The sequence below is a fragment of the Agromyces excoecariae genome, from assembly GCF_051715505.1.
Classification (GTDB): Bacteria; Actinomycetota; Actinomycetes; order Actinomycetales; family Microbacteriaceae; genus Agromyces.
Genome location: NZ_JBPSLA010000001.1, coordinates 619,428 through 632,554 on the forward strand (window position 1 = coordinate 619,428; position 13,127 = coordinate 632,554).

The following is a 13,127-nucleotide window of genomic DNA, read 5'->3' on the forward strand; positions in this document are numbered from 1 at the left end:
CGTCAGCGGGCGCCGAGGTCGGGGCCGCCCGGGTGCTCCTCCTCGTGCTCGGCGATGTCGTGGCCGAGGTCGTCCTCGATGAGGAGGTCGCGGCGCAGCGCGTCGGTGCGGTAGGCGGCGCGGCCGAGCATGTGCGCGGTCATCGGCTGGGTGAGCAGCTGGAACGTCATGATGAGCACGATCGTCGAGACGACGCCCCATGCCGGCACGCGCAGGATGACCGCGAGGAGCACGACCGCGAGGCCGAGCACCTGCGGCTTGGTCGCCGCGTGCAGGCGGGTCAGCACGTCGGGGAAGCGGAGCGCGCCGATGCCCGCGGCCATCGACAGGAACCCGCTCAGCAGGATGAGCGCTCCGATCCCGATCTCGACGGGGGTCACGAGCGGTCCTCCTTCCCGATGAAGCGCGCGATCGCGATCGAGCCGACGATCGCGAACATCGCGAGCACGAGCAGCACCACGAGGGTCTCGGTGTGGCGGTTGATCGCCATCTCGGCGGCGAGCGCGCACATCGCGATGGCGAGGAGGACGTCGGTCGCGAGGGCGCGGTCGAGGATCGTGGGACCGCGGATGATGCGGACGAGCGCGGCGATCGCGCCGATGCCGAACATCGCGCCGGCGAGGATCCCCATGACGGCCAGTGGGCTCATGCGTCGTCCTCCCGTTCGGCGATCTCCTCCGGCTCCGGGCGCGCGCCCTCGAGCCCGCGCCCGGTCGCGCGGCGATGCCGGCGCGCCGCGCGGACGGCCTCGGCCTGCTCGTGCGTGCCGATGGCGAGCACGATCCGCTCCTCGGTGCCGAGCACCTCGCGTCGCACGCGCTCCAGGTCGGCCGCGGTGCGCGTGCCGAGGGCGTGCAGGTAGAGCAGTCCGCGTTCGCGGTCGATGTCGACCACGACCGTGCCGGGCACGACCGTGATCGCCTCGGCGGTGAGGGTCGTGACCAGGTCGGAGCGCGTGAGCAGCTGCACCGCGATGATCGCGTTCATCGGCTTCCAGCCCGGCGAGACGGCGCCCATCGCGACCTGCACCGATGCGACCGCCACGTCGAACATCATGCGGAGGCCGAGCAGCAGCCCGCGCCAGGGATTGAACCGGCCGCTGAGCAGGACGGGTGGCAGGTAGAACCCGCGCGTCACCGCGATCGCGAGGATCACGCCGGTCGTGACGGTGAGCACGTCGACGTGGTCCCACAGGAAGATCCACAGTGCGACGAGTGCGACGAGGAGCGGCAGCTGCCGCCACACCGCCTGCCATCGGCTGAGTTCCTCGGGTCGGGTCGGGCGGGGCGGAGGGGGCGGGGGCGGCGAGGCGCCGGAGCCGGCTGCCGCCGTGGCCGGGTCGTGCGCGGCATCCGTCATCGCACACCCCCGGGGAAGACGATCGAGACGTACACGGTCGCGTCGCGGAGGTTCTCCGCCGCCCGGCTCGAGAGCTCGAACAGCGGACCCGCGAACACCGTGAGGGCGAGCGTGAGCGCGACCAGCGCGGCGGTCGCGGCGAGCATGAGCACGGGCGTCGTGCGGGTCGCGACGAGGGTGGCGCCGGCGGGCGCCTCCTGCACCGAGTCGATCAGCCGCGAGCGGTAGCCCTCGAGCTCGGCCTTCGGGCGCCAGAACGCGAGGTTCCAGAAGCGCGCGAGGGCGTAGAGGGTCACGAGCGAGGTCGCGGTGCCGATCGCGACGACCGTCCAGATGAGCCAGGCGGGCCCCGGCGAGGAGGTGCCCAGGGTCTCTGCCGCCGGGGTGCCGCCCGCGGCGTCCGCACCCGAGACGAACAGGCCCACCTTGCCGAGGAAGCCCGAGAACGGCGGGATGCCGCCGAGGTTCATCGCCGGAACGAAGAACAGCACGGCGAGCATCGGCGACGCGCGGCGCAGCCCGCCGAGGCGCGTGATCGACGTCGACCCGCCGAAGCGTTCGATGAGCCCGGTCGTGAGGAAGAGGGTCGTCTGCACGCTGATGTGGTGGATGACGTAGTAGATCGTCGCGGCGAGGCCGGCGACGCTCGCGAGCCCGATGCCGAAGATCATGTAGCCGATGTGGCTCACGAGCGTGAACGAGAGCAGTCGCTTGATGTCGGCCTGCGTGAGCGCACCGAGGATGCCGACCGAGAGGGTGAGCCCCCCGATCACGAGGAACAGCGTCGACAGGTCGGATTCGGGGAAGAGCACGGTCTCGGTGCGGATGATCGCGTAGACGCCGACCTTCGTGAGCAGGCCCGCGAACACGGCGGTGACCGGGGCGGGCGCGGTCGGGTACGAGTCGGGCAGCCAGAACGACAGCGGGAAGACGGCGGCCTTGATGCCGAACGCGATGAGCAGGAGCAGGTGCAGGATCAGCTGGACGTCCTGCGGCAGTTCGGCCAGGCGCACCGACAGCTGCGCGATGTTCGCGGTGCCCGTCGCTCCGTAGACGAGCGCGATCGCGCTGAGGAAGAACAGCGACGAGACGAGGCTCACGATGATGTAGGTGACGCCCGCACGGATGCGCTCGCCCGTGCCGCCGAGCGTCAGCAGCACGTAGCTGGCCGACAGCAGGATCTCGAACCCGACGTAGAGGTTGAACAGGTCGCCCGCGATGAACGCGTTGAAGACGCCCGCCGACAGGATCAGGTAGGTGGGATGGAAGATCGACACCGGCGTCTCGCGGTGCTGGTCGGCGATCCCCTGGCCGACCGCGTAGACGAGCACGCCGAGCAGCATGAGCGCCGAGATGATGATCATGATCGCCGACAGCCGGTCGACGACGAGCACGATGCCGAACGGCGGCGGCCAGGCGCCCACGGCGACCGCGATGCCCGAGCCCGACGCGTCGACCTGCGCCAGCAGCACCGCGGCGATCGCCGCGACCGCGGCGAGGACCGCCGTGCTGACCGCCATCTGAGCGCGCTGGCGCCGACCGAGCATGAGCGCCACGGCGGCGCCGATGAGCGGCAGCAGCACCATCAGGGGCACGAGCGCGTCGGTCATCCGCGACCCCCGTCCTCGTCGCTCGCGTCGAGCACGGCCTGCACCGCGCGGTCGTCCTCCTCGGAGCTGCGGTAGAGGTCCGCGGTCTCCTCGGCGTCCTCGGCCATCTCGTCCTCGTCGCCGATGAGGTCGCCGCGCTCGCCGAGCTGGGCGAGCCACCAGCTGCGGTAGATGAGCGCGAGCATGAACGCGGTGATGCCGAGGTTGATCACGATCGCGGTGAGCACGAACGCCTGCGGCAGCGGGTCGGACATCGCCTCGGGGTCCGCGCCCGCTCCGAGGATCGGCGCGAGCCCCGGCATGCCGCCCATCACGAACATGAACAGGTTCACGCCGTTGCCGACGAGCAGGAACCCGATGAGCACGCGCGTGAGGCTCCGTTCGAGCATGACCGCGATGCCGGAGCCGAAGAGCACGGCGGCGACGATCACGAGGGTGAGGGAGGCGGTCATGCGCGCACCTCCGCGGGGTCGGCCGGCACGGCGTCGGGGCCGGCCTCGTCGATCTGCCGGTCGATCTCGGCGCCGAGCGTGCGGAGGATGTCGAGCACGAGCCCGACCACCACGAGGTAGACGCCGATGTCGAAGAGCGTCGACGTGCCGATCGAGAGCGTGCCGAGCACCGGGACCTCGGTCTCGAACCACGACGACTCGAAGACCGTGAGCCCGAAGACGAGCGAGGATGCCGCGGTGCCGGCGGCCACGAGGAGCCCCGTGCCGAGCAGCACGCCCGCATCGATGGGGGCGGCCTCGCCGAGCTCGTACCGACCGCCCGCGAGATAGCGCGCGACGAGTGCGAGCCCCGCGAGCAGCCCGCCCGCGAAGCCGCCGCCCGGGGCGTTGTGGCCGACGAACAGGAGGAACACCGAGACCACGATGGCCGGGTGGAAGAGCAGGCGCACGAGGACCTCGATGAGGATCGACCGGTTGCGCGGCGACAGCGTCCGACCGGCGATGAGCCAGGTCTGGCGGGTCGCGGCGGCCTCGGCGGCGGCGTCGGTCTCGTGCTCGACGTCGGCGAGGCGGCGGCGCGCGGCGCGCATGCTGTCGGCCGGCTCGGGAACCGGGCGGAGGCGGCGCCGCCGGTCGACGTCATCCAGGCGCGGCGCACCGCCCTGGCGGCCCGAGACGAAGATGAGGCTCGCCACGCCCGTCGCGACCGCGACGAGCACCGAGATCTCGCCGAGCGTGTCCCACGCGCGGATGTCGACGAGGAGCGCGTTCACGAGGTTCTTCGCATGCGCCTCCTCCGCGAGTGCGGGCAGCCCTCCGGCGACGGTCGGCTGCACGCGCGACCCGAGTGCGACGACGCCGACGACGGCCATGACGATGCCGGCGAGGGCGCCGAGCGCGATCCGCAGCGGCGCCCTGACGACTGCGCGACGCCCGGTCACCTGGCGCGGAAGGCGCCGGAGGACGAGCACGACGACCACGATCGTGATCGTCTCGACGAGCGCCTGGGTGAGCGCGAGGTCGGGCGCGCCGCCCATGCCGAAGATCAGCACCATGCCGTAGCCGGTCGCGCCCACCAGCAGGACGGCGGTCAGCCGCTGCCGCACCACGACGGCCGCCGCCGCGGCGACGACCATGGTCAGGCCGATCACGGGTTGCGCCCAGCCGTCGGCGAGGCGGATCCCCGTCGGCCACGAGCCGTTGGCCGCCGCCGCACCGCCGATGCCGAGGATGAACACGGCGACGATCATGGCGAGGTAGCCGGGCAGCCCGCCGGACTGGATCAGCGTCGTGACCCGCGCCGCTCCGCGGTCGATCGCGCCGACGAGGCGCACGTAGCCGCGCGCCGCGTCGATCGTGTCGGGCACCGAGGCCTGCGCGTGCGCGACGGCATCGCGCTGCCACACGAGCAGCGTGCCGACGCCGAACACGAGCGCCGAGATCGCGAGCGCCGGCTCGAGGCCGTGCCAGAGCCCGAGGTGGTACTCGGTCGGTCCCGGCAGCGCCGTCGCGTAGGCATCGAGCAGCGGCTCGACGAGCGGGAGGGCGAACGCCGTCGCGAGCGAGGCGGCGGCGAGCACGCCGGGGGCGAACGACATCATCGCGGGCTCGCGGTGCAGCGGCGTCGGTTCGGAATCGCGGCGCGAACCGAACGCGCCCCACACGAACCGCGCGCTGTAGGCGAACGTCAGCATCGAGCCCAGCACGGCCGCCGCGAGCGCGACCCACGCCCACGTCGAGTCGGGCCCGCCGGCGGCGCCGGCCTCGAGTTGCGCCGTGAACACCGCCTCCTTGGCCACGAAGCCGAGGAGCGGCGGAAGCCCGGCCATCGACGCCGCGGCGACCGTGGCGAAGGCGGCGAGCCACGGCATCCGTCGCGCGAGGCCCGACAGCCGGCGCTTGTCGCGCGTGCCCGCGGCGTGGTCGACGATGCCGACCGTGAGGAACAGCGCCGCCTTGAAGAGGGCGTGCGCGAGCAGGAGCGCGGTGCCCGCGAGCGCCGCGTCGCGCGTGCCCTGGCCGACGACGAGGATCAGGAACCCGAGCTGGCTGACGGTGCCGTAGGCGAGCACGAGCTTGAGGTCGGTCTGCCGGAGTGCGCGCCATCCGCCGACCAGCATCGTGAACCCGCCGACGCCGATGACGATCGGATGCCACACCGCGAGCCCCGCGTACGCCGGTGCGAGCACCGCCACGAGGTACACGCCCGCCTTCACCATCGCGGCCGCGTGCAGGTAGGCCGACACGGGCGTCGGGGCCGCCATCGCGGCCGGCAGCCAGAAGTGGAAGGGCACGAGCGCGCTCTTCGAGATGGCACCGACGAGGACGAGTGCGACGCCGACCTCGGCGGCCGCGCCGGTCACCGGGTCGGCGACGAGCGCGGCGAGGGAGGTCGTGCCGCCCGCGACGGTGAGGATCACGAGGCCGACGAGCATCGCGAGGCCGCCGAACGTGGTCACCGTGAGCGCCTGCAGGGCCGCGCCTCGCGCCTCGCGCTTGGCCGCGTCGTGCCCGATGAGGAGGTACGAGAGCACGCTCGTGGCCTCCCAGAACGTGAACAGCACGAACACGTCGTCGGAGGTGACGAGGCCGAGCATGACGCCCGCGAAGCCGAGCAGCAGCGCCGCGAACCGGCCGAGCGAGGGCTCGTCGTCGCGGAAGTACCAGGTGCAGTAGAGCAGCACGAGCGCGCCGATACCGGTGACGATCAGCGCGAGCAGGAGCGAGAGCGGGTCGAGTCGGAACGAGAGCGCGATGTCGAGCGCCCGGATCCACTCGATGCGCTCGGTCACGACCTCGCCCCCGGCCACGGCCGGGACGAAGGTCAGCAGCCAGGCGAACACGACGGTCGGCACGATCGCGATGACGGGGAAGACCCGGCGGCCCATCACCCGTGCGGCGAACGGCGTGACCAGGGCCACTGCGGCGAACGCCAGCAGGGAGAGGATCATCCGTGCTCCCCCCCGCATGCGCTTCGGCCGTCCGTCCAGTCTAGGCGAGGCGCGGGACTGCATCCGGGGCCCGGGGACGCGCACCGACGGGCCCGGAACGGGCGGGCGGATGCCTCGTCGCGACCGGGCTGCGAGGATGGGCGCATGCCGATCCTCATCGATCCGATCGAGCTCGCCGCGCGCCTCGACGCCATGGGCGATGCACGCTCCGACGCACCGCGCACGCGCGTGCTCGATGTCCGATGGACGCTCGCCGAACCCGACGGGAGCGGCGCATACCGCGCGGGGCATGTCCCCGGAGCCGTGTACGTCGACCTCGACACCGAGCTCGCCGATCACTCCGCCACGGGGGAGGGGCGGCACCCGCTGCCGGACGAGGCGGCCTTCGAGCGCGCGATGCGACGCTGGGGGCTCCACGACGACGACACCGCGGTCGTCGTCGACGATGCGGCCGGGATGTCGGCCGCGCGCGCGTGGTGGCTGCTGCGGCACGCGGGATTCGGCGACGTCCGCATCCTCGACGGCGGCCTCGGCGCGTGGCGTTCGGCCGGCCTCCCCCTCGAGCGGGGCGACGTCGTGCCGGAGCCGGGGGACGCGAGCGCGCACTTCGGCGCCATGCCCGTGATCGACCTCGACGAGGCCGACGCGCTCGGGGCGGCCGACGGCGGAGTGCTGCTCGACGTGCGCGCCGCCGAGCGCTACCGGGGCGAGGTCGAGCCGATCGACCCGAGGGCCGGGCACATCCCCGGCGCCGTCTCGGCACCCGCGACCGGCAACCTCGACGCGGACGGTCGGTTCCTCCCCGCCGAGGCGCTGCACGAGCGGTTCGTCCGGCTCGGCGCGGACGGGCGGCATCCGGTCGCGGCGTACTGCGGCTCGGGCGTCACCGCCGCGCACGCCGTGGCCGCGCTCGAGATCGCGGGGATCGAGGCGGCGCTCTACCCGGGCTCGTTCAGCCAGTGGTCGAACCACTCCGAGCGACCGGTCGCGACGGGATCCTCACCCGACGGGAAGGCGTAGCGGCGGTCAGTCGCCGGCGGCCGCCCGATCCGGACGGTGGCCGACCCCGATGAGCGTCGTGAGGTCGACGGAGGCGACGCCCCGCTCCTCGATCGCCGCGAGGTAGCGTTCGCGGACCGCCTCGATCGCCTCGTCGTCGAGGTCGCCGAGCAGCGCGCGCATGCGCGTCCCGCCGACGAGTGCCCACGACCGTTCGCGGGTCAGGTCGAGGTGGCGCGGCACGGCCTCGGCCCGCACGTCGACGAGCCCGCGTTCGGCGAGCCAGTGCGCGAAGCCGCCCGCCGTCCCGGCGCCGGAGACGACCCCGTCCCCGTCCCCGTCGAGCGCGGGCTCCAGGTCCTCGCCCTCGGCGAGCGCGGAGGCGAGCAGCTCCGGGAGCGGCGCGAACGCGCCATCCGCCCAGACCGTCACGGCCACGCGGCCGCCCGGCCGGGCGCACTGCACGAGGTGCTCGACCCCCGCCGACGCATCCTCGAACGAGGAGGCACCCAGCACGCACTGCACGAGGTCGTAGCCCGTGTACGGCCAGGTCGTCGCGTCGGCCGCGTGCACCCGGAGCCAGGGCACGTGCGTGCCGGTGCGATCGGCGAGCGTCGCCAGCCTGGCGCCGGAGACGTCGACCGCGTCGACCAGGCCGCCCGGCCCGACCAGCTCGGCGGTCGGCAGCGCCGACGTGCCCGTGCCCGCGCATGCGTCGAGCACGCGCTCGTCGAATCGCGGCGCGGCCCGCAGGACCGTCGCACGCGAGATCGGATCCCACAGCACCTCGTCGAGCTCGGTGGACGTGCCGTCCGCGTCGGTGGACGCGGTCGCGACGTCGGGCTCGACCCCAGTTTCCCCCATGTGCACATTGTGACCCGCGCCCGCGCATTCGTGAAGACTCAGGGAATCGAGACATCCGGGAGGCAGACTTGTGGTTCACGTCTGCTTCGAATCTGAATCGAGTACCCCTCCATGAATCGTGCCCTGCGTCGTGGCGCGCCCATCGCACTCGTCTCCGTGACCGCCCTGCTCCTGGCCGGATGCGCCGCCGGCAGCGAGACGCCCGAGCCCACGTCGACGGATGCCGCGGCCGCGTGCCTCGAGGTCGACGCCGGCGAGCAGAGCGACGCCGTCGAGGTCTCGGGCGACTTCGGCGGCACTCCGACCGCGACCTTCGATGCGCCGCTCGAGGCCGAGGAGCTCCAGCGCACCGTCGTGACCGAGGGCGACGGCGACCCGACCGTGCCCGGCGACAAGGTCAGCGCCCAGGTGACCGCGTTCTCCGGCAGCACCGGCGAGCAGCTCTTCTCGCAGCCGGCGACCCTCGAACTGATCGAGGGCACCCTGTACGACGGCTTCCGCGCGGGCGCCGACTGCGTGCCGGTGGGCTCGCGCGTCGTGACCGTCGCACCGGCGTCGTCGATCTACGGCGACGAGGGCAACGAGGGCATCGGCGTCGCGCCGGGCGAGACGCTCGTGATCGTGACCGACGTGCAGGAGCTCGTCGAGCTGCCCGTCCCGGGCGAGTGGACCGAGGACGTCCCGACCGTCGAGTACGACGCCGACGGCGCGCCGACCGTCACGATCCCCGATGCGGAGCCGTCGGACGAACTGCTGGTGAAGGTCCTCGAGGAGGGCGACGGCGACGTCGTCACCGAGCAGGACACCGTCACCGTCGACTACCAGGGCGTGGTCTGGGAGACCGGCGAGGTCTTCGACCAGAGCTTCGGCAAGACGCCCGTGCCGTTCTCGATCTCGGGGGTCATCCCCGGCTTCGGTGCGGCGCTCGTCGGCCAGCCGGTCGGCACCAAGCTGCTCGTCACCATCCCGCCGGCCCTCGGCTACGGCGAGGGCGAGTCCTCGAACGGCCTCGGCGGCCAGACCCTCGTCTTCTACGTCGAGATCACGGAGACCCGCACCGACGGCTGATCCGGACCGCACCGGCCGCGCCCGCGGCATCCCCCTCGAGGGCGGATGCCGCGGGCGCGGTCGTTCCCGGCGTTCAGCGCGCCGTCTCGGACGCCGGCCGGCGCGCGGCCGCCGCCTCGAGCTCGGCCGCGATGAGGCCCGCGGTGTCGTACTCGGCGATGCGGCGCGCCATCGCCCGCGCGCGGTCGCGGAACGACGGCTCCGCGAGCAGCCGGTCGACCGCCGCCCCGACGGCGGCCGCCGTCGGAGTGCCCGTGCGAAGGGTCAGTCCCGTCCCAGACCACTGGACGCGCATCGCGACGTCGGGCTTGTCCTCGGTGTCGCCCGCGGCGACGATCGGCACGCCGTGGCTGAGCGCGTACTGCGTGCCCCCGAAGCCCGCGTTCGTCACGAACACGGCGGTCTTCGGCAGGAGCAGGTCGTAGGGGAGGAACTCCGCGGCGCGTGCGTTCGCGGGCAGCTCGCCGAGCTCGGCGACCGGTCGGCCTCCCGTCGCGGCCACGACGAGCACATCGCGATCGGCGAGCGCGTCGAGCGTCGGGCGCATCAGCCGGTCGAAGTCCCGGTTGTCGATCGTGCCCTGGCTGACGTGCACCACCGGGCGGTCGCCGTCGAGTTCGTGCCACCAGTCGGGCAGCGGGCCGGCGACGGGCGCGGGCGGCAGCACGGTGCCGACGAAGCGCACGTTCGGGCCGAGGTCGCTGCGCGGGTACTCGAACTCGGCGGGCGAGAGCTGCAGGAACCGGTCGCAGAGCGTCGACGCGTCGAACAGGAATCGATCGAGCGGCGGTCGGCCGAGTCCGTCCAGGATGCGGTCGGCGAGCGCCTGGGTCTTCCGGAACACCACCGTCGTGACGAGCGTGTTCAGCATCCGGTTCCTGAGGCGACCGAGGGCGTCGGATCGCGGCGGGAGGCCGAACCCGCCGGGGGCGGCATCGATGCTCTGGTGCGAGAGGGGGATGACGCCGACGGCGATGATCGGCGGTCGCGAGCCGGGGCGTCGAGGAGCAGCGGGATCACCCCGGTGAACGCGGCCTCGACGAGGATCGCGTCGGGCTCGAGCTCCGCGACGAGCGCCTCGAGCGCGCGGAACTGCGCGGCGAGGGGGCGGACGAAGATGCGCTGCACGTCGTACTCGAGTCTCGCGATGCCGCGGTGGCGGTCGCGCTCCGGCAGGTGGTCCTGGATCGCGCGGTCGTCGAAGTCGGCGATTCCGTCGAGCGCGCGATGGCCGGCACCGGCGGCCTCGACCGCGGCGCGGAAGCGCGAGCCGGTGAGCACGGTCACGTCGTGGCCGCGCGAGACCAGGTCGCGGGCGATGGCGATGATCGGGGCGGCGTGGCCCTGGATGGGGCTCGCGCAGAGCAGGTAGGTGGACATGGGGCCGACGCTACGGACGCGCGTGCAGCGAGTGATCAGGGAAATCCATGGAATTCGCGAGGGAGGGCGCCGAAGCTGGGGAATGCCCAGATCAGCGCGGGTGTTGTACCTGTATCCGGCACCCCTATGGCCGGACGGAATGGAGGACGAGTGGGCATCAGCTACGTCGAGTTCGAAGACGATGCCGGCATCCTGCGCCGCTACCGCAAGCACGTGAACGGTCGCGGCCTCGTGGCGACGACCGCGAAGGTGGATGCGACGGCGTTCGTCGACCCGACCGCATACGTCGATCCGGGCGCGGAGGTGCAGCGGGGCGCGACCCTGTCGCACGGCGCCTGGGTGGAGCAGGACGCGATCGTCGCGGAGAACGCGACGGTCGGGGTCAACGCGCGCGTGGGCCGCGGTGCCGTCGTCGGCCGCTTCGCCGTCGTCGGGCCGTACGCGGCCGTCGGCGCGGGCGCCCGCGTGCAGAACGGCGCGCGCGTGCCGCGCGAGGCGACCGTCCCCGAGGGGGCGGAGCATCGCGCCTCGGGCGACGACCTCCGCCGCCTCGGCCTCGCGGCCTGAGCCGCGTCGCAGCAACGGATGCCCCGGGCGCGTGCCCGGGGCATCGTCGTGTCCGGCCGGCCCGATGCATGGCCGACTCGCACCTTCGACGGATGACGCGGCGCGCTCGTCCTGCGAGGATCGGGGCATGGCGAACGAACGCGAGCCCAGGCATCCGTCGACCGCCCCGGACTGGTGGAAGTCCGCCGTGGTCTACCAGGTGTACCCGCGCAGCTTCCAGGACTCCGACGGCGACGGGATCGGCGACCTCCGCGGGATCCTCCAGCGTCTCGACCACCTCGAACGCCTCGGCGTCGACGTGGTGTGGCTCTCGCCGATCCACCGCTCACCGCAGGCCGACAACGGGTACGACATCAGCGACTACCGCGACATCGACCCGACCTTCGGCACGCTGGAGGACTTCGACGCGCTGGTGACGGCGATGCACGAGCGCGGCATCCGCCTCGTCATGGACCTCGTCGTGAACCACACCTCCGACGAGCATCCGTGGTTCGTCGAGTCGCGGTCGAGCCGTGACAACCCGAAGCGGAACTGGTACTGGTGGCGTCCGCCACGCGAGGGCACGCACGGCGGCGACCCCGGCGCCGAGCCGACCAACTGGGAGTCGTTCTTCTCCGGCTCGACCTGGGAGTGGGACGAGTCGACCGGGGAGTACTACCTGCACCTGTTCGACGTGAAGCAGCCCGACCTCAACTGGGAGAACCCCGAGGTGCGGCAGGCGGTGTACGAGATGATGCGCTGGTGGCTCGACCGGGGTGTCGACGGCTTCCGCATGGACGTGATCAACCTCATCTCGAAGCATCCGCACCTGCCCGACGGCCCCGTGCGCTCGGGTCGGCGCTTCGGCGACGGCGGCGCGGCGTACACGAACGGGCCGCGCCTGCACGAGTTCATGCAGGAGATGCACCGCGAGGTGTTCGACGGGCGCGAGGGCCTCATCACGGTCGGCGAGACGCCCGGCGCGACGATCGAGGAGGCGATCCTCTTCACCGATCCCGAGCGGCGCGAGGTCGACATGGTCTTCCACTTCGAGCACGTGGGCCTCGACCACGGCGCGACGAAGTTCCACCCTCGGCCGCTCGCGCCCGGCGAGCTCGCGGCATCCCTCGCGAAGTGGCAGGAGGGCCTCGCCGAGCGCGGGTGGAACAGCCTCTACCTCGAGAACCACGACCAGCCGCGCTCGGTCAGCCGCTTCGGCGACGCGGAGGCGCACTGGTACTCGTCGGCGACCGCGCTCGCGACCGTGCTGCACCTGCAGCGCGGCACGCCCTACGTCTACCAGGGCCAGGAGCTCGGCATGACGAACGCGCCGTTCGCGAGCCTCGACGAGTACCGCGACGTCGAGTCGCTGAACGCGTACGCCGAGGCCGTCGCGAGCGGCACGGCCGTCGCCGACGCGCTCGACGGGCTCAGCCTCATGAGCCGAGACCACGCCCGCACGCCCGTGCAGTGGGACGCGACGCCGAACGCCGGCTTCACGACCGGCATCCCGTGGCTCGCGGTCAACCCGAACCACTCGACGATCAACGCGGCCGCGCAGGTCGGCGACCCCGGCTCGGTGTTCGAGTACCACCGGCAGCTCATCGCGCTGCGCCACGGACGACCCGTGGTCGCCCACGGGTCGTTCGAACGGGTGGACGCCGGGCACCCGGCGATCTTCGCGTTCGAGCGCGTGCTCGACGAGGACCGCCTGCTGGTCGTGGTGAACCTCTCCTCGGCCGAGCACGACCCGGTCTTCGCCGAGGAGTTCGCGCACCGGTGGCGCGACTCGCTGCCGCTGCTGACGAACACGCTGCCCGACGCGCCCGGCGGGTTCGACGCGCCGCTCGGGCCGTGGGAGGCGCGGGTCACCTCGCTCACCGGCTGATCGAGCCGCC

General features: G+C 72.8%; 13 protein-coding genes. 4 read left to right on the top strand and 9 right to left on the bottom strand.

The window, feature by feature from the left end; translation table 11 throughout:
- Window positions 1–2: 2 nt before the first annotated feature.
- Genes mnhG through ACSJD1_RS02920 form a run of 6 tightly spaced genes read right to left on the bottom strand, consistent with a single transcriptional unit; the run spans window position 3 to window position 6,372 of the window.
- The gene (mnhG, locus tag ACSJD1_RS02895; protein ID WP_438853805.1) at window positions 3–380 is read right to left on the bottom strand and encodes a monovalent cation/H(+) antiporter subunit G; all 378 of its coding nucleotides are present in this window, start codon (window positions 378–380) and stop codon (window positions 3–5) included.
- A complete protein-coding gene (locus ACSJD1_RS02900; protein ID WP_438853806.1) occupies window positions 377–649 on the bottom strand; it encodes a monovalent cation/H+ antiporter complex subunit F in 273 nt (90 codons plus the stop codon). The genes mnhG and ACSJD1_RS02900 overlap by 4 nt, the downstream gene beginning before the upstream one ends.
- Window positions 646–1,359, bottom strand: coding sequence for a Na+/H+ antiporter subunit E (locus ACSJD1_RS02905; protein ID WP_438853807.1), 714 nt, complete (start codon window positions 1,357–1,359; stop codon window positions 646–648). Before ACSJD1_RS02905 ends, ACSJD1_RS02900 begins: the two co-directional genes overlap by 4 nt.
- Window positions 1,356–2,969, bottom strand: a complete 1,614-nt coding sequence (locus ACSJD1_RS02910; protein WP_438853808.1) for a Na+/H+ antiporter subunit D — start codon at window positions 2,967–2,969, stop codon at window positions 1,356–1,358. Before ACSJD1_RS02910 ends, ACSJD1_RS02905 begins: the two co-directional genes overlap by 4 nt.
- Window positions 2,966–3,421: a sodium:proton antiporter gene (locus ACSJD1_RS02915; protein ID WP_438853809.1), complete on the bottom strand. Its 456-nt coding sequence runs from the start codon at window positions 3,419–3,421 to the stop codon at window positions 2,966–2,968. The genes ACSJD1_RS02910 and ACSJD1_RS02915 overlap by 4 nt, the downstream gene beginning before the upstream one ends.
- Window positions 3,418–6,372: a Na+/H+ antiporter subunit A gene (locus tag ACSJD1_RS02920; protein WP_438853810.1), complete on the bottom strand. Its 2,955-nt coding sequence runs from the start codon at window positions 6,370–6,372 to the stop codon at window positions 3,418–3,420. Before ACSJD1_RS02920 ends, ACSJD1_RS02915 begins: the two co-directional genes overlap by 4 nt.
- A gap of 144 nt (window positions 6,373–6,516) precedes the next feature.
- Here ACSJD1_RS02920 and ACSJD1_RS02925 point away from each other — a divergent pair, with 144 nt between their 5' ends.
- Window positions 6,517–7,392, top strand: a complete 876-nt coding sequence (locus tag ACSJD1_RS02925; protein ID WP_438853811.1) for a sulfurtransferase — start codon at window positions 6,517–6,519, stop codon at window positions 7,390–7,392.
- Window positions 7,393–7,398: 6 nt separating this feature from the next.
- On the opposite strand, the gene ACSJD1_RS02930 is transcribed toward ACSJD1_RS02925, so the two are convergent.
- Window positions 7,399–8,235, bottom strand: coding sequence for a class I SAM-dependent methyltransferase (locus ACSJD1_RS02930; RefSeq protein ID WP_438853812.1), 837 nt, complete (start codon window positions 8,233–8,235; stop codon window positions 7,399–7,401).
- Window positions 8,236–8,346: 111 nt separating this feature from the next.
- Between ACSJD1_RS02930 and ACSJD1_RS02935 the strand changes: the two genes are divergently transcribed.
- Window positions 8,347–9,303: an FKBP-type peptidyl-prolyl cis-trans isomerase gene (locus ACSJD1_RS02935; protein WP_438853813.1), complete on the top strand. Its 957-nt coding sequence runs from the start codon at window positions 8,347–8,349 to the stop codon at window positions 9,301–9,303.
- A 73-nt stretch (window positions 9,304–9,376) separates the two neighbouring features.
- On the opposite strand, the gene ACSJD1_RS02940 is transcribed toward ACSJD1_RS02935, so the two are convergent.
- Window positions 9,377–10,174 (bottom strand): glycosyltransferase, encoded by a 798-nt coding sequence (locus ACSJD1_RS02940; RefSeq protein WP_438853814.1) that lies wholly within the window; start codon window positions 10,172–10,174, stop codon window positions 9,377–9,379.
- The gene (locus tag ACSJD1_RS02945) at window positions 10,168–10,683 is read right to left on the bottom strand and encodes a glycosyltransferase family protein (protein WP_438853815.1); all 516 of its coding nucleotides are present in this window, start codon (window positions 10,681–10,683) and stop codon (window positions 10,168–10,170) included. Before ACSJD1_RS02945 ends, ACSJD1_RS02940 begins: the two co-directional genes overlap by 7 nt.
- A gap of 150 nt (window positions 10,684–10,833) precedes the next feature.
- Between ACSJD1_RS02945 and ACSJD1_RS02950 the strand changes: the two genes are divergently transcribed.
- Together ACSJD1_RS02950 and ACSJD1_RS02955 are read left to right on the top strand one after the other, a co-directional pair.
- Complete coding sequence (locus tag ACSJD1_RS02950) at window positions 10,834–11,250, top strand: transferase (RefSeq protein ID WP_438853816.1); 417 nt, start codon at window positions 10,834–10,836, stop codon at window positions 11,248–11,250.
- A gap of 127 nt (window positions 11,251–11,377) precedes the next feature.
- Window positions 11,378–13,117 carry an alpha-glucosidase gene (locus tag ACSJD1_RS02955; protein ID WP_438853817.1) on the top strand — a complete coding sequence of 580 codons (1,740 nt, stop codon included), beginning with the start codon at window positions 11,378–11,380 and terminating at the stop codon, window positions 13,115–13,117.
- Window positions 13,118–13,127 lie beyond the last annotated feature (10 nt).

Coding starts and splice junctions, on each gene's coding strand:
- ACSJD1_RS02900 (WP_438853806.1), bottom strand. CDS start 649: ATGAGCCCACTGGCCGTCATGGGGATCCTCGCCGGCGCGATGTTCGGC.
- ACSJD1_RS02905 (WP_438853807.1), bottom strand. CDS start 1,359: ATGACGGATGCCGCGCACGACCCGGCCACGGCGGCAGCCGGCTCCGGC.
- ACSJD1_RS02910 (WP_438853808.1), bottom strand. CDS start 2,969: ATGACCGACGCGCTCGTGCCCCTGATGGTGCTGCTGCCGCTCATCGGC.
- ACSJD1_RS02915 (WP_438853809.1), bottom strand. CDS start 3,421: ATGACCGCCTCCCTCACCCTCGTGATCGTCGCCGCCGTGCTCTTCGGC.
- ACSJD1_RS02920 (WP_438853810.1), bottom strand. CDS start 6,372: ATGATCCTCTCCCTGCTGGCGTTCGCCGCAGTGGCCCTGGTCACGCCG.
- ACSJD1_RS02925 (WP_438853811.1), top strand. CDS start 6,517: ATGCCGATCCTCATCGATCCGATCGAGCTCGCCGCGCGCCTCGACGCC.
- ACSJD1_RS02930 (WP_438853812.1), bottom strand. CDS start 8,235: ATGGGGGAAACTGGGGTCGAGCCCGACGTCGCGACCGCGTCCACCGAC.
- ACSJD1_RS02935 (WP_438853813.1), top strand. CDS start 8,347: ATGAATCGTGCCCTGCGTCGTGGCGCGCCCATCGCACTCGTCTCCGTG.
- ACSJD1_RS02940 (WP_438853814.1), bottom strand. CDS start 10,174: ATGCTGAACACGCTCGTCACGACGGTGGTGTTCCGGAAGACCCAGGCG.
- ACSJD1_RS02945 (WP_438853815.1), bottom strand. CDS start 10,683: ATGTCCACCTACCTGCTCTGCGCGAGCCCCATCCAGGGCCACGCCGCC.
- ACSJD1_RS02955 (WP_438853817.1), top strand. CDS start 11,378: ATGGCGAACGAACGCGAGCCCAGGCATCCGTCGACCGCCCCGGACTGG.